A 26,691-nucleotide genomic window follows, 5' to 3' on the forward strand; every position below is an offset into this window, starting at 1 on the left:
GAAAGTTATTCTGCACGCGTAGTGATAAAGTGCAGCTACTCTTTGGTTCAAAGACTACAACCTATCAAGATACGGTAGTCTCTTCACCATTTCCAAAGCGGATCACCCATACCGGAATCAGCTTTAGTCCGTCCTCAATTGAAGAAGGACGATACGCCGGGTAGACATCCACCACCTGGCGATTCTCACCTGCTACCTTTTTAATAAGAGCCTTCAGCTTGTCTCCGCCAGGCAACTTTACCGATTTCTTCGTCTCTGCACCTTCGTTCAGGTATTCCAGTGATCGCTCATAGCTGGATACCGTCTCCTGCTGCATCTCCATACTGATCGTGCCAAAGCGGAACTGCATGGAATCCATAATCGGATAGCTACCATAATACTGTTGGAATTCAAGCTGCGTCTTGCTGTCGGCGGTCTCCAGCATCATGCGCGAACGGCCTTTCCAGCCACCATGCTGATTCACAAAATCAACCGCAGACAACGCATCCTTCGCAGGATCAATCTGTCCCGCAGGCGGTGCCGCCGGATCGGTATAACTGATCCAGCGCTGTTCCTGTTTTACCTGCAGACTACGTTTACTATCCGTGTAGATCTCCGATCCATCTTTTTCCCGGATATTCCGGGTCATGCTTGGATCGAAAAACAGACTACGCTGCATTTGCTCAACCGTGAATTGCCCTGTCGGCACATCTGCCTCAATCGTCTCCAGAGCTTGGGCCGGGATATAATACCCGCCAGCCATCAGCGTATATGGCGTCCAGTTCGTACCGAAGTCAACATGCTGTTGCACGTCTTGTACTGTCAGGTCCGCCTGCGTTGCTTCGTATACCACGTCTCCCTTGGCGCTGAAGAACAGCGCATGGGCCTTCGTTTCATTTTTGGACGTATAGATCGAAATTCGGTTAATGGTCTCCCCTTGGAACAAGGAATCCGTCCCAAGCCTCATCACCCGCTGTAACAATGCTACGGGAATACCTTCTTTGAACGATAGCTCAAACCCAGGGTTCTCCTTGCGAATCTGATCCCAGTTCACCGATTGCACACTCCGGCGCTGAAAATCATCGAACGCCCGCCCCTGTAACCGTGAATAGATCAACTGATAGAACGTATTGCCAGGGTAAAACACCGTATGTTTATCCTCACCCAGATGAATAATCATCTGATCAGGGAAGATCAATTCTTCAATATTCCGTTCCTGACCCATATTTTCCGTCTTCACATAATTCGTTTCTGACGTCACAATGGAATCCCCGCCTCCGGGCAAACGGTAGATCAGAAAATAACTCTGAACCAGACTGGCTACAACAAGGGCAGCAAGCACCAAGGATTTAATCCGTTCCTTCACGGTGCTCACCCCCTTTCTCACGCATCGGCAGTGTGAACGTTACTGTCGTTCCCACATCTACTTCAGACTCCAGAGAGATGCTACCATCATGTGCCTTCACAATTTCCCGGGCAATGGACAGTCCTAGCCCTGTGCCTCCCATACTGCGGGAACGAGCCTTGTCCACCCGATAAAACCGCTCAAAAATGCGATCCAAATCGCGCTGTGGGATACCCATTCCGGTATCCGATACCGAGATGGCAAGTGCGTGTTCATCACTGCGTCTAGCCGCAATTGTAATGGTGCCGCCTTCCAATGTATATTTCAGCGCATTGGACACGACATTATCCAGCACCTGATCAATCTGGTCGCGATCCAGCGGAACAGCCGGAATATCATTCTCCACAGACAGCACAGGCTGAATATCCTTCTGATGCATCTGGAACGAGAATCGATCCGTCACTTCCTCCAGCATTTCCAGAATATCGGTTGGCTGCTTGCGCAGTAAAGCTTCCTTGGAATCCAGCCGCGATAGATGCAGCAGATCCGTAACCAGTCGTATCATTCGTTCCGTCTCGTTCTGAATAACACCAACGAAACGACCGGCAAGCTGCGGATCTTCCAATGCCCCGTCATCCAGCGCTTCCGCGTAACTCTTGATCGTCGTCAGTGGTGTACGCAGTTCATGGGATACATTGGCCACAAATTCACGCCGGGATGCTTCAAGCTCTTCCTGCTCGGTAACATCCTGAAGTACGGCAATGGTTCCCGTGATTCCCCGTTCACGTCGATGAACCGGTGTGAACGTCATCCGAATGACCACAGGCTCTTCTTGTCCTGCGGGTGCAATCTGCAGCAAAGTTGAACCTGTGAAACCACTCGCGAGGGCTTCCGCATCCTCCGGATCAATGCCGAGTAATATAGCGAAGTGTCTTCCTTCAATATCCGCAGGATGCATACCCAGAATGCTGCTGGCACGACGGTTTACGAGAATGACTTTACCGTACTCATCCGTAGCAACCACACCATCACTCATATTCGTCAGAATGGAAGTCAACTTCTCCTTCTCCTCTTCATTCAGTGAAAGTGCATCCCGAAGCCTGCTGGTCATATAGTTAAAAGCCCGACTGAGCTGACCAATCTCATCCGTGCCAAATACAGGTGTCTGCTGATCAAAGTTACCTTCTGCGACCGCTGTCGCTCTCCGGGTCACTTCCTTAATCGGCTGCGTAATCGTATGGGACAGGATCACGCCAAGCACCGCCGTTAACACCAAGGCAATCAGAATGCCGGAGATAAAAATTTTGTTGATTCCCTCCATCGTGGAATACAGCTCGTTCATGGACGCCGCGATGTAGACCGCGCCAATGATCTTGCCGCCAGACAGCACCGGCTTGGCGACAACTTTTTTGCGAACATTATCCTCGTCCACAATATATTCCTCATTATCCCGAATGCCTTGCAGCGCACGGCTGACGACGGTCTGGGTGTTTTTTCGCCCCACATAATCCGAATGTGAACTTAGCGAGGTCGTGAGTACCTTGCCGCTGGCATCCAGCACCTGAATCTCGGCACCGTTAATGTTGAACAGGTTGTTCACCAGCACACGCAGATTTTCCGTTTTGTCCTCGCCAGCCTCTGCTTCTCCACCAGCCATCGTCTCCCCCACGAGAACCGACAGCATCTCCGCACGCGCCTGCAAGTCTTCCGTAAAGTTGCTCGTTAGTGAGTTCTTCATCGCGCTCACAAAATAAACCCCGATCAATTGCATCGCAATCAGAATCAGCAGTACATAGATAATTATCAATTTCGCCTGAATCGTTCGGAAGAACGAAAATCGCGCGAATCGGCCCATTATATCCCCACGCTTTTGGCACTGCGCACGAGATAACCGAGCCCGCGGCGAGTCAGAATCGTTTCCGGTTTGCTCGGATTCTCCTCAATCTTCTCACGCAAACGACGGATCGTGACATCCACGGTACGTACATCACCGAAATATTCATATCCCCATACCGCTTGCAGCAGATGTTCCCGTGTCATAACCTTGCCGGAATGCTTCGCCATATAATAGAGAAGTTCGTATTCACGGTGGGTCAGATCAAGCGGTTCTCCGCCTTTATAAGCCGTATACATGTCCATATCAAACGCCAGATCAAATAGCCGCATGACCTGCTTCTCTTCGTCTTCGTGCGCTTCTGCCGTAATCGCAAGCTTTTGCCGTCTGCGCATCTGTGCCTTCACCCGTGCAAGCAACTCACGCGTACTGAATGGCTTCGTCACGTAATCATCCGCACCCAATTCCAGTCCGAGCACCTTGTCGATCTCGCCATCTTTGGCGGTAAGCATAATGATTGGCATCTCCAGATGAGCGCGCACCTCGCGACAGACATCCATACCGTCCTTGCCCGGGAGCATCAGATCCAGCAGCATCAGGTCCGGTTTCTCGGATAACGCCAATTCAACCGCACGAATGCCATCAAATGCACAGATGACCTCGTAACCCTCTTTTTCCAAATTAAACTTCAGAATGTCCGCGATGGGCTGTTCATCGTCCACCACCAAAATCTTCCCCTGCATCGGCTAAGTTCACCCCTATATCCTGCTTAATCCGCGTTAGCGTTTATATCTCTCTTCTATGTTTAGCTTGTACCAAGCCTACTTGATTTGTTTCTCTAGTTTGTTGTTTATACTCTCTAGTTTAACATACCTGAAGCACCGTCACATCCCGATCGGAGGGTTGGAAGGTCTTTCATCTGAAAATTTTTTACAGCAGCAAAAAACAAGGCCAGCATTATAGCCAACCTTGCTCCACTTAAGCTCTATATTAGTTCAAATACGTTAACGGATTTTCTACCGTTCCATTCTTAATAATCTCAAAATGCAGATGTGTTCCAGTCGAACGACCCGTGTTGCCCATAACGCCGATACTCTCGCCTTTTTCAACCACTTGTCCAACCTTAACGCCAATGCTGTTCAAATGTCCATACAGTGTTTCGTATCCGTTACGGTGGTTAATAATGATGACATTACCATAACCGCTTTTCTGTCCTGCAAAAGTAATTACACCCTCATCAGACGCTTTCACATCGCGATTACCTACCAGATCGACACCTTTGTGCTGGCGACCCCAACGTTGTCCAAAGCTGCTACTCATCGTTGCATTTGATACCGGCCAAGCAAATTCACCTGTGCCCTCACCAACAACTTTTGTTCCGCTAAGGACTACTTCAGTTACAGCTGCTTTAATCACTTCCTGACCAAGCCACTCTTCCTGAACCACTTCACCATTTTCTTTGGTTATACGGTACTGCATGCTTTTCAAGCCGCTTTGTCCTGGGCGCACGACTTTTGTTGTACCTGCTTTCAACTCGTCACTTTTGCGCACTTCCACTTGCGGTTTGATCTCAATCTGTTCAACAACCTGCTCAACCGATTTAACGGTTACCGCCGGTTTCGGAACGGTCAAGGTCAGTTCGTCTCCGATTTGAAGCGACGTTTCCTTGATGCCCGGATTATGCTGGCGAATCTCGCTTTGTGTTATTTCATACTTTGCAGCGATCGAAGAGATTGTATCTCCTTCACGAACCACATAAGTTACAGGCGCGTCTTTACCAACGGTTAAAGCTTTAACCGCCTCGGACACATCCCATATTTTGTTTGGATCAGCCTTCACCACATCTGTCGCTACATCTTCCTTGATGCCTACCGACTTCAGGGTTGTGCTTGGTCCCTCGTCTTTCTTCGGGGAGTTAGCCGATACCGACTTCGTCTTCAGCGAACTTCGCACAGCCGATGCCGATATGTATTTGCTCTGCACTTGTTCCAGGATTGCATCAGCTGTTGCCTGATCCTTCACAATACCAATGACTTCACCATCTACCTTAAGCTCCACACCTTTGGCGTAGGCTGTCAGCATGTCACCCAGTTTGTCCAGCGTCTCGTCACTGTTCACTTCAGGTTTGTACGCTCTTACCGTTTCGGTTGTGATGCCATCCGTGTTCAGCACCATCTCTGCATCCGGATATTTATGTTGATATTCCTCAGTTTTGTCTGTAAATAGTTGTTGTAATTGTGCCTCATCTGCAATGGTACCAATCTCGCTACCTTTAACCATTACTTTATAGTACGGTACGGTGTTTGCAGTAACATATTGTTTGCCTGCGAACCCAAGCGATGCTGCGATGAATACACCACATGCTGCTGTAATGATCCATTTGCGCGAGGCCAGAACGCGCTTCTTATTCACACTGAAGGTGGACATGCTCATGTTGTTTTTGTCTTCGGCCGTCCGGTGTTCCCCGGATTGTTCGTGTACCCGGTCTTTGCCCGGTTGGCGTATGCCTCTGAAACCTTTCATGATTCTCTCCTTTTCAGCACTTCTCAGTTCGCATTTCTGTCAAGACATCACCCATCGTGTCTGTCCCATGCTCGTTGATACTTGTATTGGTTGTCCGCAAAATCGGACTTTAGCTGCGCTCTCAAAAGTGTCAAAATTTTAACCTTTTATCACACCCGTATACTTTAACACAGGTTTTACACTCATTTCAACTCTACACGTCACACCGCAAAGCCACGCCCCGCTTGGTTTCCCTGAATTATCCATAAGATAGTATGGCTGTTCCATCACCCATTATGCCTCAACATCCGCTGTACTATGTACTTTTCTTCGCAAATTAAGACTAGGTACTAAGACCCAGTGAAATATGCTTTATTTTTCATAAAAATACATATGAAATCCCTCACCAGATCAACTCTGATAAGGGATTACGTAAACAACCTGTTTGTGGTTTATCTTAAACTGGATTTCATCTCATGCCACAATAGAAATTAACTTTTATGTCTCTATTCTTTGACTGCAAGAATTACAAATCGCTTTTGCTGTACTTCCCAGAATCCATTGTGCTCCATCTCTATATGAATATCCATTAACGGCTCACGGAACTGCTCTACCTTGAAATCAGGTACTTGCCACGGGATGGTCTTTAGATAATATACCAGTGCCCCTATATCATAGAAACGCTGCGTGGGAGTTGCTTCCCGTTGCTCCAGAATACGGAATCCACACTGTTCCAGCTGAAGAACAGCTCTATCCAGCTCCCATCCAGCGTAATCCACGGGCATAGGAATGCCGAGCCGATCATTGATCTCCCTGCAATCTGACCAACCTACCTGTTGAGTTAGAAACAGTCCCCCTTCGGATAGAATCCGCCTAACTTCCTGCTCATCATACGACTCATGCCGATTAAGAATCAGATCAAATTCCCCATTTGCGAAAGGAAGTTGCGAATCATCAGTCACCGGAAGCACCTTCACACCTAACGGCTGTAAACGTTCCTCTGCAATCGGTATATTCGGAAGATAACCTTCGGTCGCACATGTGTATGGAGGAAGCGGAAGGAGTCTGGACAGCATTTCTCCTCCACCCGTCCCCATGTCGAGCATTCGCTCTGTCTGATTCATCAATCGGCGCGCCATAGTTCCATAGGACCAAGGCAACATTCCGCTCTGAAGTCGCTCACTCCCTGTTACATAGCTAAAATCCCAGCCACTAAACGGCTGGTCCGCCTCTTGCAGCCCTTGCTCGTATCGCTCTTTCGCCGCCTCGGCAAACTCTTTTACTGATGGTTCTGAATTAGAATGATATAAGTTCATGGTCAATACAACCTCCAATTAGTGTATTCGTAAACACAAGTCCATCGTTTCTCTTGAAAGCACCTATGAACGGAGGTCCACGAATTGGACTGGAGGTTTCTGCAATGTTGCCTGAACGTTTTTATATGTTGTGTTCTTTACCTTTATATTTCATACACTTTTCCCTCCTATAGGCATTTCCAGAATTTATTTAAATAAATTATATTCAATCATCCTCGACAAGTCCATTACATTATGAATCAGGCGATACGTCTATGAGCACGCCTGTCTTCCCTGCCTGCCTATCATCCTATTCTGTTTGCAGTACTTCCATCAGGTTGTCGTACTCTTCACTGGTCAGGTACTTCGAGATCACCTGTTCAATCTCACGTAATTCCTGTTCCGTTAGGCCACCTTCCATGGCACCTGAGATCTGCTGCATCTCTTTCTGCGGCAGCTTGTTCATGAGCAGACTGAAGATTTTTTCTTTCTCCTCTGCTGGCAGCTTGTCCTTCGCTCCTGTAATGTCATCCGGTGATACAACAATGGCATCATTGCCTGAAGAAGCACCGCCGCTGGCCGCTCCGGTTCCATTGCCTGAAGCTGAACCACTACCCTGATCTGTTCCTGAGTCATTACCCGTGCCCGTATCCGTCCTATTGCCTGCACTTGTGCCTGAGTTTGATCCTACGGTCGTATCTGTACCTGAACCTTCCCCTGTGCCCTCGTTTGAGCCACTTCCTTGGGACGCATTATTGCCTGCATCTACCCCAGATTGACCGCTCTCCGTCCCATTCCCCATAACTGAAACAGCATCTTCCGGAACCTGCTCTTCGTCCGCTCCTGTCGGCTGATCTGTCGTCCCATTTCCTGATTTGTTCCCCTCGCTGGTTTTACCGCCCAAGGCACCTTGGAACATGGCGGTTAACCCCATGGGTTGACCTTCCCACTGAATATTGAAACTCGCAAGTAGCGACTTCGCATATGACTGTACAATTAATCCGGTCGTGAGCAGTGTTAATGAACTGACCATCACCACGGTCAGCACGATTTTAACAAACCACACAAGCAACTTCATTCCGTTCTCTCCCTCCGATTATCCCACCCGTCTAACATGCGCATGTCGGGGTCTGTGACTCTACTGTTAACCAGTATTGACGGAAATCTCGGGATTATATCCGATAAACATACAAAAAACCTCCAGTCATCGCTATAAAAGCAACAACTGGAGGCTTAACATGCCTAAGTCGGCAGAGGATTCTATTTTATAATTCAAGAAACAATCTCTCTATTTCTTCGATTACTCGTAGATTGGAAGAACTTGATTCGTTTGCTCACGGTTACGACCAACAGAGAAGATGGCAATTGGAATGCCTGTCAGTTCAGAAACACGTTTTACATAATTCTGTGTGTTCACTGGCAGGTCTTCAAGTTTCTTAGCTCCAGTGATATCTTCGCTCCAGCCTGGCATCTCTTCGTATACCGCTTCACATTCTGCCAGCATTTTGAGGCTTGCCGGATAGTGTGTGATGACCTCGCCACGGAATTTGTATCCTGTGCAGATTTTCACAGTTTCCAGACCTGTCATTACGTCCAGAGAGTTCAGGGACAGACCTGTGATTCCACTGACACGACGCGCGTGGCGAACAACAACACTATCGAACCAACCTACACGACGTGGACGTCCAGTTACCGTACCGTACTCATGTCCAGTCTCACGGATTTGGTCACCGATTGCATCATACAATTCCGTAGGGAATGGGCCATCTCCTACACGGGTTGTGTAAGCTTTCGCTACCCCAATGACTTGCTGAATACGAGCCGGGCCTACGCCAGAACCGATACATACGCCACCTGCGGACGGATTGGATGATGTAACAAATGGATAAGTTCCTTGATCAAGGTCCAACATAACGCCTTGTGCGCCTTCAAACAATACCTTTTTGTCCTCATCAATATATTCGTTCAGAACAACGGATGTATCACGTACGTAAGGACGCAGAATTTCAGCATATCCGAGGTAATCTTGCAGAATCTCTTCAACATCAACAGGCTGGCCGCCGTAAACTTGCTCGATGACGCGGTTCTTTTCTTTGACCAGATGACGCAGTTTCAGTTCGAAATCTTCAGCATCCAGCAGGTCAACCATCCGAATACCAATACGGGCTGATTTGTCCATGTAACATGGGCCAATTCCTTTGCCAGTTGTACCGATTTTGTTCGGACCTTTGCTCTCTTCTTCGAGTGCATCCAGTACCATGTGATATGGCAGGATGATATGTGCACGCTCACTGATGGACAGGTTCTTCGTTGTGAAATCATTGTCATGAATATAGTTAATTTCTTCGATGAGTGCCTTCGGGTTGATAACCATTCCGTTACCAATCACACACGCTTTATCCGTGTAGAAAATCCCTGATGGAATCATCGTCAGTTTATATTTTTTGTTATCAATCAGAATTGTATGACCCGCATTGTTACCACCTTGATAACGAGCCACCACATCAGCGCTCTCCGCCAAATAATCCGTGATTTTACCTTTTCCTTCGTCTCCCCATTGCGTTCCCACTACAACTACCGTTGACATAGTTAACATTCCTCCGTGGGTGCCTTGCGCACCTTTGTATTGGTCTGTCCGTCCTCTATCCCGGCAGGCATGTTACGCAATAAACCGACTGAGAAGCGTGCTAACGGACAGTAAAAATGTCCTTCCGTTACATTCAAGGGAAGGTTTGCGCTGCTTTAACGCAGCAGTATTAGTGTACCAGTACCCTTTTTCAAAGTCAAATCAAATGGCGAACAATTAGATATAGTACAACCGTAATGTTCGGGATTTACCCATTATTTCAACACAAAAAACCGGAGACTTCAGTCCAAGCTTGCTTGACTGCTATCACCGGTTCAAGGATACCCATTTCAATATGAATCTATATCTGGTATTTATCACACATGTTTGAGTTCAGTTGCTCTAATGGTTGATCTTCGGGACAGACGATTCTGGCTTCTTGATCGAAGCCTTCAGCACCTGCCCATTACATCGCGAAGGCATCATTGTGTGCCCTCTCGTAATTGACGAATTTATTAAAGTTTTTCAGGAAGACCAGTTCAACCGTACCTACCGGACCATTACGCTGTTTGGCGATAATGATCTCAATAATATTTTTCTTCTCGGTCTCCTGGTTATAGTAGTCATCCCGGTACAGGAACGCTACGATGTCGGCATCTTGCTCGATTGAACCCGATTCCCGCAAGTCACTCATCATCGGACGTTTGTCCTGACGTTGCTCTACACCCCGGCTCAGCTGGGACAAGGCAATAACCGGAACTTCCAGTTCCCGGCCAATCTGTTTCAGTGTACGTGAGATCTCGGATACCTCTTGTTGACGGTTCTCCCCTGCTTTACCACGTCCACTAATCAGTTGAAGATAGTCAATCAGGATCATGCCAAGGCCTTTCTCTTTCTTCAGACGACGGCATTTGGCACGAATATCCGCTACGGTAATCCCTGGCGTATCATCTATGAAGATGTTGGCTTCTGACAAAGCTGCAATACCCATCGTCAGCTTCTGCCAATCTTCATCACCCTTGAAATCACCCATACGCATCACGCTGGCATCCAGGTTGGCTTCCGCACAGATCATACGTTGCACCAGCTGGGCGGCTGACATCTCCAGACTGAAGATGGCTACCGTCTCCTGGGCCCGAATGGCTACGTTCTGAGCGATATTCAGGGCGAAGGCCGTCTTACCTACGGAAGGACGGGCCGCTACAATGATCAAGTCACTGCGCTGGAATCCGGCAGTCATCTTGTCCAGATCGATAAACCCGGACGGAATACCTGTCGTTGTACCCTTATTCTGATGAAGTGTTTCCACACGATCGAATACTTCCATCAATACGTCCTGAATGGCTATAAAACCACTACTGGAGCGACGGTTGGAGATCTCCAGAATGCGACGTTCAGCTTCTCCGAGCATCGCTGCAACATCTTCGCCGCCTGTATATCCTTCGCTCACGATCTGTGTTGCCGTACGAATCAGGCGACGCAGCATCGATTTCTCTTCGATAATCTGAGCGTAATAGTCTACGTTCGCGGCTGTAGGTACACCATGGGCTAGCTTAGCCAGATAACTAACGCCCCCGATGTCCTCCAACTCACCTTTATCCTTCAGAAGCGAAGTCAGTGTAACAAGGTCAATCGGTTGATTTCCCTCACCAAGCTGGATCATCGCTTCAAAGATTAATTGATGGGGTTTATCATAGAAATCCTCGGTTTGCACCCGTTCCATCGCTGTAATCAGGGCCTCGCCCTGCAACAGGATTGCACCCAGCACGGCCTGTTCGGCTTCCAGGTTCTGCGGGGGAATCCGGTCGAATAACATTTCTCCGCCCATCTTACTCTTCCGTTACCTGTACCTTCAAGGTTGCCTTCACTTCAGGGTGAACCTTGACAGTTACTTGTGTTACGCCGAGTGTACGAATAGGCTCGTCCAGCTCAATTTTGCGTTTGTCTACTTTCAGACCCTTTTTAGACAAAGCTTCTGCGATCTGTTTGCTCGTAATGGCGCCAAACAGACGACCACCTTCGCCGGACTTGGCTTTCAGTTCAGTCACTTCTGCTTCCAGCTTCTTCGCAAGTGCTTCCGCTTCAGCTTTCTCTTCCTGTTTGAGTCTTTCCTCAGCCGCCTTCTGGTTGTCCAGTGTCTTCATGTTGCCGTCTGTTGCCAGACGTGCGATTCCCCGTGGCAGTAAGAAGTTCTGTGCGTAACCCTCAGATACTTCTTTCACTTGCCCTTTCTTGCCTTGACCCTTCATATCTTTTATAAAAATGACTTTCATTCGAACAGCCCCTCTTCCTTTTCGATTTCAGCCAGTACGTTCGTCAGCCGTTTTTCTGCCTCTCCAAGCGTTCCTTCAAGCTGCACGGCAGCATTCGTCAAATGTCCGCCACCGCCCAGTCGTTCCATGACAACTTGAACATTCATGCGCCCCAGCGATCTCGCGCTGATGCCAATCAGTCCATCCGGACGCTCACTAATCACAAATGAAGCGACCACGTCAGTCATATTCAGCAATGTATCCGCCACCTGGGCGATCATCATCTGTGAAATCTTGCTACCAGGGTCTGTGACCGCCAGCGCAATGTTTCCATATACCATTTTAGCATGCTTTATGATTTCTGCCTTAGCAATATATTCTGACAGATCCTCTTTCATCAACCGCTGGATCATAATGGTGTCCGCACCGCTACGGCGCAAGAAGCCTGCCGCTTCGAACGTTCTGGACCCCGTGTGCAGTGCAAAATGCTTCGTATCCACCGTAATCCCGGCAAGTAGAGCCGTAGCTTCTAGCGGAGTGAATTGTACCTTATCATGAATGTATTGCAAGAGTTCGGTTACCAATTCGGCAGCAGAAGACGCATAAGGTTCCAGATAGATCAACACTGCATCATTGATGAACTCTTCACCCCGCCGATGGTGATCCACAACTACGACACGGGTAGCAGACTGTACCAGTTTCGGTTCCATGGTCATGGAGGCCTTATGAGTATCCACCACCACCAGCAACGTGTGCTCGGTCATCATCTGGGTTGCCTGTTCCGGTGATACAAATGCTTTGGACAACTTCTCGTCCTTGTTCACTTGCTCCATCATGCGTTCAATTGATGGATTAATTCCATCCAGAACAATTCGGGCTTCCACATTGTACAGACTGGCCGCTTTCCACACTCCGATGGATGCACCGATCGCGTCCATATCCGGAATTTTGTGCCCCATGATGAGCACCCGATCGCTCTCCTGCATGAGATCACGCAGCGCGTGCGCAATAACGCGGGCTCTTACCCGTGTCCGTTTCTCCACTGCGTTAGACTTGCCGCCATAGAAAGACAGGCGTTGTCCGGATTTCACGGCAGCCTGATCACCACCACGTCCAAGTGCCATGTCCAGACTGGACTGTGCCAGTTCTCCCATCTCACTGATGCTATCCGATCCAAACGCCAGTCCAACACTGAGTGTCATTGGCACTTTGAGGTCAGCAGTCATCTCCCGAACCTCATCCAAAATGACAAATCGGCTCTGTTCCAGTTCCTGCAAAGACTTATGATTCAGCATCAACAGATAACGATCAGAAGACAGACGGCGCAGGTACACTTCGTACCGCTTGGCCCAAGACGTAATTTCGCTGGTCACTCGGGCAATCAGTGCTGTACGCTGTTGATCGTCCATGCCTTGGGCAGCCTCGTCCAGGTTATCCAGAACGAGAATTCCCAATGCAAGGCGTTCATTTTCATATTTATCACGAAGAATGGCTAACTCCGTAATCTCGTATACATATACATACCGCTCCTGCGGGTTATGAATAACTCCATAATGCCGATCATCCAACTGGAATTCGTCATGGAACTCCTTGGATGAATGTTCCTTCGTCCCATCCTTCTTCTCTTTAGGCTGAGGAAGTTTGGGAAACAAATTAAGTAGCGGATTACCCACCATTGTCTTCTCCTGGAACATCTCCGCGACAAAGCGGTTATGCCACTCTACCGTACGATCTTCGCTGTACAGCACAATTCCGAATGGAAGCATGCTGACCGCTTCCCCCTCCATCCGTTTGATCCGAATAGATAGGCCATTAATGTAGTCGTTAAGCTCACGGCGGAACGCGAGCTCCGCCTTAATCATGACGATTCCCAGCGCCGAAGCCAGTATCAGACTAATCAAACCAAGCGTCCAGTTATAAATGGTAACGAACATAACGAGCAACAGCAGCAGTATGAACGCCCATACGGTATAGTAGCCGTGCCAGCGTTTCTTCAGAAATTTAGGCATGACTCATCACCCTATCGTTTTGATTTCGATATTGCCTCACGAAGCGGGAACGCCAGATCGATAATTCCGATTATCCGAAGCGGACCAATGAAGAAGACCGCTGCCGCCAGGAAATATGGTATAACCGGATTCCATTTCTTTGTATGTGAGAGAAAGAAGAAGAAACCGATCGCTTGAATCATGAAGCCCAGATTAATTAACGGGGACAGATTCATGGCAATCATGGTCCAGTATGTGCCATCACTTTGTCTGGAGATCACTTCGATCAACAGAGCAAGGAAATAATACCAGATCAATGCACGTGGCATACGCCATTCTCTCGCTGGTGGAAGCTTCGATACCACCACACCCATCACGTTCAGAATCGGACGAGCAATGGCGTGTGTAATAAAGGCCATTACCATCGATGTGACAACGAGAGCAAACGGAATCATAAGCTGTGTTTGTTTGGCAACATCCTCGGTCATCTCAGGTGTCCATGCAAACCCGTTGATCATCTGATTCGATGTATTGGTTAACGGTTCAATGGTCAATTTGACTACATCTTCAATATAACTGGACAGGTCGAATTGGAAAATGACACTGCCGACCAAGAGCAACAACAAGTATTCTGCCAACATCATGCCACTTCCCGCCATCAGCGCGAACAGGGCCGATTTGCGTGTTTTATACGCGTGACCCATAACGATCGCAGGCAGGGTAAAGATGAGCAATAGTAACAGATAGATGGGGTGGAATACGACCAAAATAACGGCTACGGGCACGAGATGCCATATAAATGATTTTAAAGATAATGAAGCATACAAAATAACTCCCGGAATCATCATAAAAAATATGGCAAGTACCGATAAAGGAGTTAACAGCGAAAGTAGCAAGAGCAGATAAACTGCGCTCCAAACAGCTGATTTAAAGCTAAATTTCAACAAATTCACCTCTTACGCATATGATCTTCTAGCGAGGAAATATCCTGGTACCAGTCTTCAAGCTGGTGACCTTCCTGTTTATGCTTTTTCAACTTCTCAACTAGCAGTGCATCCAGATCCTTGAAAGGAATACCGAGCCTGCGGCCCAATATGTAACTACTCATAATCAAACTGGCAAGACTGTCCCCGATTCGAGTTGTACTGCCTTCCCATAACGCCTTGAATAATCGGGATACCTGATCAAGCACTTCGGTTTTCAGCCATTCAATCACTTTAGCGCGTTTGGCTACATCCAGTTCTTTAGGCATTTGGCGAAAGTCACTCTCCCCCGAAAAAGCTTTATTCTCGATTATAGCATAAAAAGAGGGCCCGCAAAATTACCCCAAAAAACGGAGAAGTTCTCCGAAACTGATGTCAGGTACTTATGCGGAGTCCTCCGTACATCCTATCGACCTATATATTTGTAAAAAACTTCGAATGCGCCCCTGATTCAGGACTTCTTAAGTTTAACATGATACCGGACGGCTGTGATTATCCATCATGACACAATAATGTTTAAATTCGTAACAGCCTTACTTCGCCTTGATCGATTCTTTGGCTACAATGCCCTCGCAGTACTCAATAATCTGACTCCGTCTGACAATACCAATGAACCGATCCATATCATCGACCACAGGAACAAAGTTCTGAACTTTAGCCAGATTAATCAGGTCCTCCATGTTGGCGTTAATGGATACAGGTTTAATATCCAAGCGAAGGGGAACATCCTTGAGCAAGAACTTTGAAGCGTTTTCAAATGAAATCTTTCCCTCGGCATTCTTCATATACCACAGTAAGTCGCCTTCGGTAACCGTACCAATATATTTGCCCTCTTTATTCAAAATGGGTACCGCCGTAAAACGATGATATTCCATCCGTTCCAACGTTTGCCGTAGCGTAGAATCCGACGTCACGCACGTAACCTCTTGTTTGGGTAGCAAAAAAAATGCGATGTTCATACCCTTGTGTATCCTCCTTGTGAATTTCTTCGTTCAACTTATCTCGCTCAACTTATATTATACGGATCAGAACGCAGGATGTTCCAAAAGGATAATAGTTCTCAATACAAAGAAAAAAAACAGCAGCCCGCGAATAAACGTACTGCTGATTGTGGTCTACAACACATCATTGGTATGGAATTGGTTATTCAATCTTTTGCCGGTCAGGGATCATGACTTCACCGGCTGGGGTCGATTGATCCATCCAGTTGTTAATCAGCTCTTTGGCATATTGGACATCTTTCTCGTCAGCCTGACCATAATAGATACCGTCTTTTTTCATTCCCTCACCCAGGATGGTGAAGCTTGAAATCTGCGGTTTCTCCTGAGTAAGCACTTGTTTGGCCAGATCAATAATGAAAGAAGCTCGCATATCCGTCTGGAAGCTGTCTCCCATGATCTGAATCAGTTCCGGAATTTTGGCAATTTGATTCAAATTCAGCATCTCATTCGCCATCGAGTTTAGGAAAATCTGCTGCCGCTTGGTACGATTAAAATCGCTATCCTCACGGTATCTTACATAATACAGTGCTTCCTGCCCGTCATAGATCGGCTTACCGCCTTCAATCGTGAATTGCACATGATCCGGATTCTTGTTCACAATGTCCTCATCAATTGGCAGTTTTACACCACCGAGCGCATCAACCACTTTTTTGATTCCGTCGAAGTTGATCGTTGCATAATAACCCACATCAGCATCAAGAAATTTCTCCACGGTATTGATGGACATATTCTCCCCACCAAAAGCATAGGCATGCGCCAGCTTATCATAATCATCTTCGCCGTCCTTGTTGGCATCCCGTCCTACAATCTGCACATACGTATCACGTGGAATGGATACCAACAGCACACGGGATTCCTTCGGACGTACTACAGCATAGATGACGGTATCGGAACGTCCACGCGTTTTTTCATAGGCGCGTTTGTCCGAACCGAGCAGTAATACGGAAAATGGTTCCTTACGGTATACCGTTGGATCAGGCGTGTTGTTGCCTTCCTGCGGTACATAAGAACGGGATAACTGATCTTCTACCGAACCGGCGAGAAACAGATCAAATGCCGCTACAGCCAGTTGCTGACGGAACAAATAACCTCCGATTAACAAAACAACAAGTGAAACGAGCGTTATATATAGGCCTTTTCTTCTTTTCTTCTTCTTATCTTTAGTTCTGCTTTTCATCCATTGATTCCTTCTTCACTATCAAAATGATACTGCCTACTATATAAGTTTCATCTAATATTTACACTAATAACGGAGAGGTCAGAAAAAACCTGAAGAAGCGTAGCGCTCGCCTTTATCACCGGATTTTTACCTTTGGAATAAGGAAATCAAAAAAAATCTGGGGATAACAGCGATCGGAAGGTTATTCTGAACTCGCAGTGATGAAGTGTAACGATTCGTTCAACTTATATAATACCAATTAAACGTCTGAGATGTCTTGTGACTCGGTGTTCACTGAAGTTTTCTCTCTCTGGAATCAAGACACCGCTTACGCTCGTTCTATTGTAATCATTGCAGGAGCAAGAAAAGTTACAATCCGGTTAAATTGAAAAGAACAGCGACTCCTTTTTAGCTACAAAAGGTGCACTGTTCTCTTCATTTCTAACGTTATCGAATCAGTTTGTGGATATACTTTCCACATGTTGGCTCTTCTCTTTTTGACGCAGACGTCCCGTTATAAGCGCAGCTACCAGCGTAAGCACACTGAATACCACCGCAGACCAGAAAAGGCCATTATAACCCTGCCCTGTCGTTTGATGCACTGCCTGGAGCAACACATCACGAATACTTGCATCAGGAATCTGGGACAGGCCCTCTGTCAGACTGGATACATCACTGCCTGATGCTCCACCCGAGGCATATTGCTCCAGCATTTCAGGCGGCACCTGAATTCCTTTGTCAGCGAATCCTGCCTGAATGTTGGACCCCAGATTAATGAAAGAACGTGCCAGGAATCCAGCGAAAATCGTAGGTGCAATAGCCATCGCCATCTGGCGGAATAACGAGCTGGTCGCTACCGCGATGCCTTTGTTGTTCTCCCCCGCCTGTTCCGTGACAAGTACGTTAACTGGCGCACCAAGCATCATGCCGAAACCGATACCTACGAGTGTACTCGCGATGACAAATTGCCAGATATGCTCCACCCATAGCGGGAACAGCAGGAATCCAATGGCAGATAACAGCCCCGCAACCGATAACGTCCAGATCGGCCCTTTGCGGTCAACGAGGTATCCACCTCCACCTGCCCCGATGCCGGATGCCAGCGCGAGTGGAGTAAACCAGTACCCGGAAGCTGTATTGGATACGCCGAGATATTGCTCAACAAATCCGGGAATGAAGATCACTGAGGCCAGAATGGCTCCCGAGAAAAAGGCAATTAGCAACGTCCAGCGAAAGGAAGCAATGCCCAGAAGCTGTGTCGATACAACAGGTTCACGTTCAGATCCTTCCAGCCTTTTTTCCATGAAGTAAAAGAGCACCAGGATGATTACACCTGCTAAGAAAAAGCCGTAGAACATCGGTGATCCCAGACTTTGAAGCATGTTCACACCGTCCAGATTGCTGAAGCTATACATTAAACTGAGTACACCCAACGTTAGGACAGCAATACCGCTCCAGTCCACTGCTGCACGATTCAGTTCCTGCTCTTCCTGAATAAATCGAATACCTGCAATGAACAGCAGAATCGCGATAGGTACATTGATCAGGAATAACCAATGCCAGTTGCCCGTAAGGTCCAGTATAAAAGCACCGACATTGGGTCCCAAAATAGCGGCAACACCATTCATCCCTCCGAGCAGACCCAAGGCTGTACCTTGTCGCTCCGCCGGGAACTTGCTTAATACGTATGAGCTGGCAATGATAAAGATCCCCCCACCGCCCAAAGCTTGAATGACACGAGCAATCAGGAAAAAGGTAAACGATGTGCTCAGCGCGACGAGCAGGGACCCGATCCCAAACAACGCCACTTCAATCAAAAATAGCTTCTTGCGACCATAACGGTCCGACAGTTTGCCCGCAATAGGTACACTCACCGCAAGCCCCAGCGTGTAAAGCGTAATCGTCCATGCTCCCCATGTTGGCGACACACCAAATGATGCATTTAAGGTGGTCAGTGAAGAGGTGATGATCCCGTTATCCAGCGCAGCCATAAATACCCCTATGGCAAACAGGATTAGCGGCCATTTCATTTGTTTTTGCATCACATGTTACCTCCCGATCAGATCTTAAATTCAGTATCGTACAGTTGGTTTGGTACATATATATTAAACCGAATTGAATAATAATGACTCACTGGTCATTTTAAAACAAAAGAAATCCATATGTCAATTTAATAATATGGTTATATGGATCAATTTACCTCAGATTCGATAAAATAGAGCTACCACATGTTCAGTCGAACCTGCGGACAGCCCTCATATCTTATCTAACGTACTAACGCTTGCGTAATGCTTCAATAATCTGGTCTGACTCGGTTTCCCGAAAACCCATAGTTGAATAACTTCCGAGTCTCCACAAAACGCCCTTCACGAGTATCTGTTCCAAATACAACTGATATCAGTCTTTTGCCATCACGTTCAGCTGTCCCCACAAAATGATATCCGGAATCTTCATCATACCCGGTCTTTAATCCGTCATTCCCATCATAAGCATACGGTCCACCAATAGAGGACAACATCCAGTTCGTGTTACTCATGTACATCCCTTTTTGGTGCATTGATACTTGCATTTGACTGGAGATTCTTAAAATCTCGGGATGGTTATTTAGCAGATATCGCGCAAGCTTGCATGCATCTATAGCCGTCATTAAGGTCTGCCCTTGTATATCCATCGGACGGTTAGGACCAAGCAGCTTTTCACTGAGGCCCGTTGAATTCGTGAATTGTGTATCCTCAGACAGCCCAATCTGAGTTGCTTTCTGATTCATCTGTTGCACAAACTTCTGCTCTGTACCACTGATATGTTCAGCCAGAGCAACCGCTGCATCATTGGCTGAATAGACAGCTATGATCTCGAACAACTCCTGAACGGTGAATTGCTCTCCTTGTTTCAGGGTCAGTTGACTGCCCCCCACGGAGCTGGCATACAGACTCACATTAACAAGATCATTCCAGCCTATATGACCATTGATCACGGCCTCCATTACTAACAGTTCTGTCATCAATTTACTGACGCCTGCCGGAGCAATCTCTTCGGAGCCGTTAAAATCCATTAAGATCTGTTCAGAGTTCATATCCATTAAGACCGCAGATTCAGCTTTAATTCCCGGTTTGCCTACCAGCATGTCCGGTTTCACACCCAAATATATAATAAGCAAGAGAGCCAGCAGCATACCTGCCCGTTTCCACCATTTTTTCATAAGATGATCACCTCTTACCTATATAGACGAAGTAAAGAGGCATTTTGTCTGCACTTTTTTGAAAAAAAGTTAAATTTTTTTTATTTTTTGGTTACAAAAAAAACATGAACCCCATACACCCATGCCAGAGTGTACAGAATCCATGTTTTTAAAGACACTTTTTATTCATTTTTCCAGGAGAATTCTTCATTAATAATCTAGCAACCGGCTTCTTAAAGGACCCCAATCCTTACAGCTGCTAATTTAAGAATGTTTTACTGAGCTACAACTGCTTTGTCTGCATTAACTTGCAGGTCGCTCAGGTAAACGCCTGTTCCATCACCAATCGCATAGTTCATTACACGTTTGTTAACGGGTGCTACAACTGCACGATACAGTGTAGGGAATACAGGAACTTCATCTACCATGTATTGTTGCCATTGATTGTAGATCTCTTTACGCTTGTCTACATCAAATGCTTCAGCAGAGATACCTTGTGCCAGCAATTTGTCATTCTCTTCGCTGGAGAATCTGGAGAAGTTGTAGAGTGCATCACGGCCATACAGACCAGATGGATCTACGTCAATACCAACGCCCCATGCTGCTTGATACACATCAATGTTCGGATCATCTTTACCTGTGTTACCTACACGGTCATAGAAGCTGTTGAACTCAACCATTTCCAGATTTACTTTCAAACCAATAGCTGCCCATGATTGAACATAATAACGAGCCAATGGTTCAGCTGTGTCTCCACCAGTCATGGATACAAAGTTGATTTCGAGTGGTGTTCCATCCGGATTCGTACGGAATTCACCATCCAGTTTGTAACCAGCTTCGTCGAGCAATGCTTTCGCTGCTTCTGGATCATATGTTACACCCGGATTGTTGGAATCATGGAATTCTGGGTGAGACGGTGGAATCAGGGTTGTTGCGTTCCAACGCAGGCCATTATAGAAACGTTTACCAACTTGATCGTTATCTACAGCCATCCACATTGCTTTACGCAATTTTTTGTCGCCCATTTTTGCTTCGGCATTGCTTACAACTTTTCCGTTCTCTTCATCCCACGTACCCAGTTTGAAACCGATGTACGTATAAGCACGATCGATTGCGCCCAGGAATTCTACGTTGGACAGGTTAGCATTATCTTTGTATTGATCTGTCGGGAATGCATCCACGAGGTCTACCCCGCCAGATTTCAGTTCTTGAACAACCGTTGTCGGGTTGATAACTTTCAGAGTCACTTTGTCCAGTTTCGGAGCCCCACGCCAGTAGTCTTCGTTCTTAACATAAGTTACAGACTCACCCGGAGTGATTACATCCACTTTAAATGGACCAAAACCAATTGGTTTTTCACGTACTTCTTTGGAAGAAGACATTTTTGCTACATCCATATCGCCGAAGATATGTTTAGCCAGTGGATACGTCCATACGCCACCTGTCAGCAGGGACGGAGTGGATTCTTTATACGTAATGCTGATTTGTTTGTCGCTCAGCACTTTAATACCAGAGATTGTTTTTGCTTTTCCAGCATGGAATTCTTCCATACCTACTATGCTAGTAAAGTTGGAGTCATAACGTGGACCATCATACGCTTTGTTACCAATAACTTCATAAGCAAATTGCAGATCTTCAGCCGTTACCGGCTTGCCATCATGCCAGTTTACGTTGTCACGAATGGTCAGTGTGAACGTTTTGCCATCTTCAGATGTCTCATATGTTGCTGCACCATCATTGGTGTACACATAGTCTTTGTCCCATGTAAGTAATGGCTCATCGAACCATTGCAGTACCTGAACATCCGGGTTACCGGAATAGAAGTTATAGTTCAGTGTACCTTCAAAAGCAGTATCCGATACAAGTCCGAATGTAATCGATCCACCCTCGATCGCAGTACCCTCATTCGTTTTGACATTGTTGAAGTCATCAATGGAGTAAACGCCCTCTTCATTAGCAGGCTTTTCCTCCGTTTTTCCCTCTTCTGTGTTGGAAGCTGGAGCTGGAGTAGCTGCCTCTTTCTCAGAGCACGCTGCGAGCACCAATACAAAGACCAACATCATCGTGAAAAATAGTCCCCGTGAAAATAATCCCTTTTTCATGAACCTTTCCTCCCTTTTTTTAACCTCTTCTTTGTCTTGCATCAGTCGCACGCTTTAGGGCTTGACCGACATTATTTATACTCAACATCAATACCAGAATCAGTACCGATGCGGGTAGCCATATCCACCATCTGGATTCCAGGGTTTGCGGATTACGTGCATAACTTACGAGTGTTCCAAGACTAGGCGTACTTTCGGGAAAACCAAACCCGAGGAAAGACAGCCCGGATTCGAGGCCAATATTGGCAGCGAGATTCAATGTCATCGTTACAATAATAATGGAGCTCAGATTCGGAAGAACCTGTGAGAGCATAATCTTCAGATGAGAAGAGCCCAATGTTTTTGAAGCTTTTACATAATCCAGTTCCCGTTCCTGTAATGCTTTGGAGCGAATCAATCTGGCGATACCCATCCAGAGAAATGCCGTCATGATTAGAGAGAACGAGATGATATTGTATTTCGGTACTGCCGTAACAAACGCGATAACAATCATCAACATCGGAAGGATCATGAAGAAATCAACAACACGCATAAACAGGTTGTCTATCATTCCACCGAAATAACCGGATAAAAGGCCAATTAAGATACCTATGAAGCCAGTCATTAACGTTACGATAATTCCAATGGTCAGGGAGTTACGTGTACCGATGACCAGCTGGCCAAATACATCACGACCTCCATAATCCGTTCCTAACCAATATTTCGCGGATGGTGGTTCATATAAGGCAAACAGATCCACGCGTACGATATCATCCTGATTCAGAATGAGAGACGTGCCATATACCAGCAACATGACCAAGCCCAAGAAAATGAGCGAGATTAGTGCCACCTTATCTCTGACAAGCTCCCTCCATAAAATACTCAAGCTGGAGGGGCTTTTATCAACCTTTTGTGAAGTTACAACTACCTCGTTGGCCTTGCTCATCTTGTTTTCACCCCGAAATCTTCAAGTTCTTACTTGATCCGTATACGTGGATCTACAATTCCTAGAATTATGTCAGACAGCAATGCCCCGAGAATGGAAGCTACGCCATACAACAATACGAGTGCAGTCACAACGCTGAAGTCACGCAATGAGATGGAACTCAGGAACAACTGCCCCATACCTGGATAACTAAATATACTTTCAATAAATACCGTACCTCCGATAAGCCCTGTAATCTCATATCCGAAGAACGCGGCGATAGGTAATAGTGAGTTCCTCAAGATATGCCTGTTGTAGATCCGGGATTCCGAGGCGCCTTTGGCTCTGGCAGTAATAACGAATTCCTTATGCTTGATATCAATGATTTCACTACGTAAATATTGAACCGTAGATACCGTTGTAATTAGTGCCATCGATAATGCCGGCAATAATAGATGATAGAACTTACTCATTACGTAGCTGAATGTGCCTGGTGTAAGACCCGGCGCAACGCTACCTCCTGTCGGGAACCAGCCGAAGTGGAATCCGAAGATCCATACCATCACCAGTGCGAAGATGAACAATGGTGCGGCAAACCCCAGGTAAGTGTATCCCGTGATCAACCGATCAGACCAGGTATCGTTGTAACGACCACTGATGATACCCAGTGGAATAGCGATCAGGTAAGTCAGTACAAGTGTCGCCAGTGCGAGCCAGAATGTATTTGCTACACGCTGACCGATCAAGTCGGTAACCGGCATTTTGAAACGGAAGGATTGCCCAAAATCACCTTGGATGGCGTTTTTGATCCAGTCCCAATATTGCACATACCAAGGATTATTCAATCCCAATCTCTCTCGCTGGGCTTCCAATGCTTTGGGATCAACGCTTGGATCAAGCAATCCGGTTAGTGCATCGCCCGGCATGGCCTTGGCCATCAGAAAGACCAAAAGACTAAGTAAAAAGATCTGAGGGATCATTATGATAATTCTGCGTACTATCGTTTTCCACATATGGCCTTCAACCTTTCTGAGGTAGAGCTACTCGGTGAGTATCGGAAATGGATTTGAGCGAGTATGCAAGTCCTTCCTCATCAAAGAAATTTCGGTATGAATGTTCATACTCGGATTTGACCTGTTGACGGAAGGCTACCATTTCCTCTCGTTTGGTTGGGTCCATATCCGGAATGGCTGCAATGAGACGTTTGGTATAGATGTGTTGCGGATTCTCAAAAATATCATTTGTTGTGCCCTGTTCCACATATCGACCTTTATACATAATTCCAATCTCATCACACATATGACGGATGATACCCAGATCGTGACTGATGAACAGATAGGTCAGATTTAATTCTTTTTGAATTTCCTGCATGAAGTTGAGTACCTGAGCCTGTACCGATACATCGAGTGCAGATACAGGTTCATCAGCGATAATTAACTTCGGCTTCAGGGCAATAGCCCGTGCGATGCCTATCCGTTGACGCTGTCCGCCGGAGAATTCATGAGGATATTTGTAGATTGATTCCGGACTCAGGCCAACCTTTTCAAGTAATTCTCTTACTTGTCTTTTCTCCTCGGTAGCTGTCAGACGCTCATAGTTACGAAACGGCTCAGCGATAATATCGATAACCCGCTTCTTTGGATTCAGTGATGAATATGGGTCTTGAAAAATCATTTGTACATCCCGCTGGAGCTGCCTGTTCTTACGTCGCTCCGTAGCCAGATTTTTGCCGTTAAACAGGATCTTTCCGTCAGTGACATGGTTTAGCCCAATAATGGCTCTGCCTGTTGTTGTTTTTCCTGAACCTGATTCGCCAACCAGACCATAAGTCTGTCCTTCTTCAATGGAGAAGCTAACATCATCAACAGCCTTTACACTGCCAATTTCCCGTTTAAGCAATCCACCGCGAATCGGAAAGTGTATCTTAAGCCCTTCTACTTCGAGTAATGCCATTATGTTATTCCTCCTCAGCTTTGGTCAGGGAAATGAAAGTGCTGGTAACAGGTACACCGTACAAAGTGACCTGGTGCAATTTCATGCATCTGTGGGTTCTCTTCATGAGCCGATTCACTAATCCATGGAATTCGGGCTTTGAATCTGCACCCTTTGCGAGGAAGATTTTTGAGTGATGGTACGATGCCTTGGATGACATGTAATTTGGATCTTTCTTCAGACAGGGTGGGAATAGAGTTCAACAATGAGCGGGTATATGGATGCTTCGCATCGTTCATCAATGTGAAGATATCTGCGATTTCAACAATTTCGCCTGCATACATAACTGCTACGCGATCAGCCATCTCAGCTACGACACCCAGATCATGTGTAATCAGAATAATGCCTGCGTTAATTTCACTCTTCAGATCACGGATCAGCTCCAGAATCTGTAGTTGAATCGTAACGTCAAGCGCCGTCGTTGGTTCATCGGCTATGAGTAGTTCCGGTTTGTTGGCAATCGCAATGGCAATAACAATTCTCTGTCTCATACCACCAGATAGTTCGTGGGGATACTGCTTGTATATTTGTTCGGGACGTGGAATCCCTACCTGATTCAATAAGTGAATGACCTTTTCTCTCTTCTCTCTGGAAGACAGCTTGGACTGATGAAGTGTGAGAATCTCTTCAATCTGTTCACCAATAATCATTAGAGGATTTAGTGCGGACAATGGGTCCTGAAAAATCATGCCCATTTCTTTGCCGCGTAGCTTGTTTAATTTGCTTGGGGAGATGTTGGCAATATCTTGTCCTTTATAGAGAATCTGGCCTTCGATCTTTGCTTTGTTATGCAAACCCATAAGAGAGAATGCAAAAGCACTTTTACCTGACCCGGATTCACCTACAATCGCCAACACTTCATTTTTCTTCACCGTAAGGTTAACGTGATCCACTGCTGCATAATAGTCATCTTCAATTCTGAATGATGTTGTTAGATTTCTGACTTCCAATAGCTCTGTATTCAAATCAATCACCCTAACCCCATAATTTCCGTAGATTGTATTCGTGTGTAGAGAAATGCATCCACTGTATATTTCCAAGTTCTTGAAGATAACGAACAATAGCTTATACAAAATACCAAATTGTTAGGAGAAACAAGTTTAAAAGACTTATATTTAGACCATTGGTCAATTAATGTTGATAATTCCTAGCGGAATTATATATCAAAATAATTAATGTAATCATACGTGTAATTTTAGCTAACGTCAATGCTTATTTTGAGATTTTTGGTATAAATGTTTTTTATACTACAGATTTGGATATTAGTAATACTATAAAGGCTTATAGCAGGGAATTTGAGAGGCGTTATCTTGTTTTTGGCTGTGAGGTATGCATAGGCAATTGGTCAAAATAACATATACATAACATAATAGTTACATCTAGTGTATGTTTATGCTTTAAATTAAGTAGACAATCTCAATTTTGCGTGAGGTAAATGTTACATACATGAGTGATGATTATATCTCGATCTATAGCTGAATTTTATTGAACCGGAGCCGTTATGCTTACAATTGAAATAATATGTGCGATCAGAGTAAAAAATCTAGTTAATCTAGTATAGTTTTATTTATTTGCTAATGTAAAGACCAAATTGTCATCTTTTATCATTTA

At 46.1% G+C, this 26,691-nt stretch carries 21 protein-coding genes; all 21 read right to left on the minus strand.

Annotated features, from left to right (window positions below; genetic code table 11):
- Positions 1 to 64: 64 nt before the first annotated feature.
- The 21 genes from yycH to MKY95_RS32995 all read right to left on the minus strand — a co-directional run bounded on the left by yycH (position 65) and on the right by MKY95_RS32995 (position 26,045).
- Entirely contained in the window at positions 65 to 1,345 is a 1,281-nt protein-coding gene (gene yycH / locus MKY95_RS32895; protein ID WP_076320180.1) for a two-component system activity regulator YycH, read from the minus strand.
- Positions 1,329 to 3,179: a cell wall metabolism sensor histidine kinase WalK gene (gene walK, locus MKY95_RS32900; protein WP_036671863.1), complete on the minus strand. Its 1,851-nt coding sequence runs from the start codon at positions 3,177 to 3,179 to the stop codon at positions 1,329 to 1,331. The genes yycH and walK overlap by 17 nt, the downstream gene beginning before the upstream one ends.
- Positions 3,179 to 3,901, minus strand: a complete 723-nt coding sequence (gene yycF, locus MKY95_RS32905; protein WP_017691453.1) for a response regulator YycF — start codon at positions 3,899 to 3,901, stop codon at positions 3,179 to 3,181. Before yycF ends, walK begins: the two co-directional genes overlap by 1 nt.
- 247 nt (positions 3,902 to 4,148) lie before the next feature.
- Positions 4,149 to 5,681 carry a peptidoglycan DD-metalloendopeptidase family protein gene (locus tag MKY95_RS32910; RefSeq protein WP_339196265.1) on the minus strand — a complete coding sequence of 511 codons (1,533 nt, stop codon included), beginning with the start codon at positions 5,679 to 5,681 and terminating at the stop codon, positions 4,149 to 4,151.
- Between the two features lie 485 nt (positions 5,682 to 6,166).
- Positions 6,167 to 6,976: a class I SAM-dependent methyltransferase gene (locus MKY95_RS32915; RefSeq protein ID WP_339196267.1), complete on the minus strand. Its 810-nt coding sequence runs from the start codon at positions 6,974 to 6,976 to the stop codon at positions 6,167 to 6,169.
- A gap of 289 nt (positions 6,977 to 7,265) precedes the next feature.
- On the minus strand, positions 7,266 to 8,033 hold the full coding sequence (locus MKY95_RS32920) for a hypothetical protein (RefSeq protein ID WP_036611916.1): 768 nt from the start codon (positions 8,031 to 8,033) through the stop codon (positions 7,266 to 7,268).
- A gap of 222 nt (positions 8,034 to 8,255) precedes the next feature.
- Positions 8,256 to 9,542, minus strand: a complete 1,287-nt coding sequence (locus MKY95_RS32925; protein ID WP_036611919.1) for an adenylosuccinate synthase — start codon at positions 9,540 to 9,542, stop codon at positions 8,256 to 8,258.
- Between the two features lie 445 nt (positions 9,543 to 9,987).
- A complete protein-coding gene (dnaB, locus tag MKY95_RS32930) occupies positions 9,988 to 11,349 on the minus strand; it encodes a replicative DNA helicase (protein WP_036611922.1) in 1,362 nt (453 codons plus the stop codon).
- Between the two features lies 1 nt (position 11,350).
- Positions 11,351 to 11,794, minus strand: a complete 444-nt coding sequence (gene rplI / locus MKY95_RS32935) for a 50S ribosomal protein L9 (RefSeq protein ID WP_036611925.1) — start codon at positions 11,792 to 11,794, stop codon at positions 11,351 to 11,353.
- A complete protein-coding gene (locus tag MKY95_RS32940; RefSeq protein ID WP_036611927.1) occupies positions 11,791 to 13,782 on the minus strand; it encodes a DHH family phosphoesterase in 1,992 nt (663 codons plus the stop codon). The genes rplI and MKY95_RS32940 overlap by 4 nt, the downstream gene beginning before the upstream one ends.
- Before the next feature lie 11 nt (positions 13,783 to 13,793).
- On the minus strand, positions 13,794 to 14,705 hold the full coding sequence (locus MKY95_RS32945) for a DUF2232 domain-containing protein (RefSeq protein WP_036612044.1): 912 nt from the start codon (positions 14,703 to 14,705) through the stop codon (positions 13,794 to 13,796).
- Between the two features lie 5 nt (positions 14,706 to 14,710).
- Complete coding sequence (locus MKY95_RS32950) at positions 14,711 to 15,013, minus strand: MazG-like family protein (protein ID WP_036611930.1); 303 nt, start codon at positions 15,011 to 15,013, stop codon at positions 14,711 to 14,713.
- A gap of 264 nt (positions 15,014 to 15,277) precedes the next feature.
- Complete coding sequence (locus tag MKY95_RS32955; protein ID WP_017691444.1) at positions 15,278 to 15,703, minus strand: CBS domain-containing protein; 426 nt, start codon at positions 15,701 to 15,703, stop codon at positions 15,278 to 15,280.
- A 184-nt stretch (positions 15,704 to 15,887) separates the two neighbouring features.
- Complete coding sequence (locus tag MKY95_RS32960) at positions 15,888 to 16,922, minus strand: LCP family protein (RefSeq protein WP_036611933.1); 1,035 nt, start codon at positions 16,920 to 16,922, stop codon at positions 15,888 to 15,890.
- A gap of 437 nt (positions 16,923 to 17,359) precedes the next feature.
- Complete coding sequence (locus MKY95_RS32965) at positions 17,360 to 18,946, minus strand: MFS transporter (protein ID WP_036611935.1); 1,587 nt, start codon at positions 18,944 to 18,946, stop codon at positions 17,360 to 17,362.
- A 251-nt stretch (positions 18,947 to 19,197) separates the two neighbouring features.
- Entirely contained in the window at positions 19,198 to 20,103 is a 906-nt protein-coding gene (locus MKY95_RS32970) for a D-alanyl-D-alanine carboxypeptidase family protein (RefSeq protein WP_036611937.1), read from the minus strand.
- Positions 20,104 to 20,357: 254 nt separating this feature from the next.
- A complete protein-coding gene (locus MKY95_RS32975; protein ID WP_036611939.1) occupies positions 20,358 to 22,184 on the minus strand; it encodes an oligopeptide ABC transporter substrate-binding protein in 1,827 nt (608 codons plus the stop codon).
- A 19-nt stretch (positions 22,185 to 22,203) separates the two neighbouring features.
- Positions 22,204 to 23,109, minus strand: a complete 906-nt coding sequence (locus tag MKY95_RS32980) for an ABC transporter permease (protein ID WP_036611941.1) — start codon at positions 23,107 to 23,109, stop codon at positions 22,204 to 22,206.
- Between the two features lie 29 nt (positions 23,110 to 23,138).
- The gene (gene opp4B, locus MKY95_RS32985; RefSeq protein ID WP_036611942.1) at positions 23,139 to 24,101 is read right to left on the minus strand and encodes an oligopeptide ABC transporter permease; all 963 of its coding nucleotides are present in this window, start codon (positions 24,099 to 24,101) and stop codon (positions 23,139 to 23,141) included.
- A gap of 7 nt (positions 24,102 to 24,108) precedes the next feature.
- Positions 24,109 to 25,041, minus strand: a complete 933-nt coding sequence (locus MKY95_RS32990) for an ATP-binding cassette domain-containing protein (RefSeq protein WP_017691436.1) — start codon at positions 25,039 to 25,041, stop codon at positions 24,109 to 24,111.
- Positions 25,042 to 25,055: 14 nt separating this feature from the next.
- Complete coding sequence (locus MKY95_RS32995; protein WP_036612047.1) at positions 25,056 to 26,045, minus strand: ABC transporter ATP-binding protein; 990 nt, start codon at positions 26,043 to 26,045, stop codon at positions 25,056 to 25,058.
- Positions 26,046 to 26,691 lie beyond the last annotated feature (646 nt).

The sequence above is a fragment of the Paenibacillus sp. FSL P4-0176 genome (assembly GCF_037975265.1).
Classification (GTDB): Bacteria; Bacillota; Bacilli; order Paenibacillales; family Paenibacillaceae; genus Paenibacillus; species Paenibacillus amylolyticus.

Coding starts and splice junctions, on each gene's coding strand:
- yycF (WP_017691453.1), bottom strand. CDS start 3,901: ATGCAGGGGAAGATTTTGGTGGTGGACGATGAACAGCCCATCGCGGAC.
- MKY95_RS32950 (WP_036611930.1), bottom strand. CDS start 15,013: ATGCCTAAAGAACTGGATGTAGCCAAACGCGCTAAAGTGATTGAATGG.
- MKY95_RS32920 (WP_036611916.1), bottom strand. CDS start 8,033: ATGAAGTTGCTTGTGTGGTTTGTTAAAATCGTGCTGACCGTGGTGATG.
- dnaB (WP_036611922.1), bottom strand. CDS start 11,349: ATGGGCGGAGAAATGTTATTCGACCGGATTCCCCCGCAGAACCTGGAA.
- MKY95_RS32970 (WP_036611937.1), bottom strand. CDS start 20,103: ATGAAAAAATGGTGGAAACGGGCAGGTATGCTGCTGGCTCTCTTGCTT.
- MKY95_RS32990 (WP_017691436.1), bottom strand. CDS start 25,041: ATGGCATTACTCGAAGTAGAAGGGCTTAAGATACACTTTCCGATTCGC.
- MKY95_RS32975 (WP_036611939.1), bottom strand. CDS start 22,184: ATGAAAAAGGGATTATTTTCACGGGGACTATTTTTCACGATGATGTTG.
- MKY95_RS32960 (WP_036611933.1), bottom strand. CDS start 16,922: ATGAAAAGCAGAACTAAAGATAAGAAGAAGAAAAGAAGAAAAGGCCTA.
- walK (WP_036671863.1), bottom strand. CDS start 3,179: ATGGGCCGATTCGCGCGATTTTCGTTCTTCCGAACGATTCAGGCGAAA.
- MKY95_RS32965 (WP_036611935.1), bottom strand. CDS start 18,946: ATGCAAAAACAAATGAAATGGCCGCTAATCCTGTTTGCCATAGGGGTA.
- MKY95_RS32925 (WP_036611919.1), bottom strand. CDS start 9,542: ATGTCAACGGTAGTTGTAGTGGGAACGCAATGGGGAGACGAAGGAAAA.
- MKY95_RS32915 (WP_339196267.1), bottom strand. CDS start 6,976: ATGAACTTATATCATTCTAATTCAGAACCATCAGTAAAAGAGTTTGCC.
- opp4B (WP_036611942.1), bottom strand. CDS start 24,101: ATGTGGAAAACGATAGTACGCAGAATTATCATAATGATCCCTCAGATC.
- MKY95_RS32940 (WP_036611927.1), bottom strand. CDS start 13,782: ATGCCTAAATTTCTGAAGAAACGCTGGCACGGCTACTATACCGTATGG.
- MKY95_RS32980 (WP_036611941.1), bottom strand. CDS start 23,109: ATGAGCAAGGCCAACGAGGTAGTTGTAACTTCACAAAAGGTTGATAAA.
- MKY95_RS32910 (WP_339196265.1), bottom strand. CDS start 5,681: ATGAAAGGTTTCAGAGGCATACGCCAACCGGGCAAAGACCGGGTACAC.
- MKY95_RS32955 (WP_017691444.1), bottom strand. CDS start 15,703: ATGAACATCGCATTTTTTTTGCTACCCAAACAAGAGGTTACGTGCGTG.
- rplI (WP_036611925.1), bottom strand. CDS start 11,794: ATGAAAGTCATTTTTATAAAAGATATGAAGGGTCAAGGCAAGAAAGGG.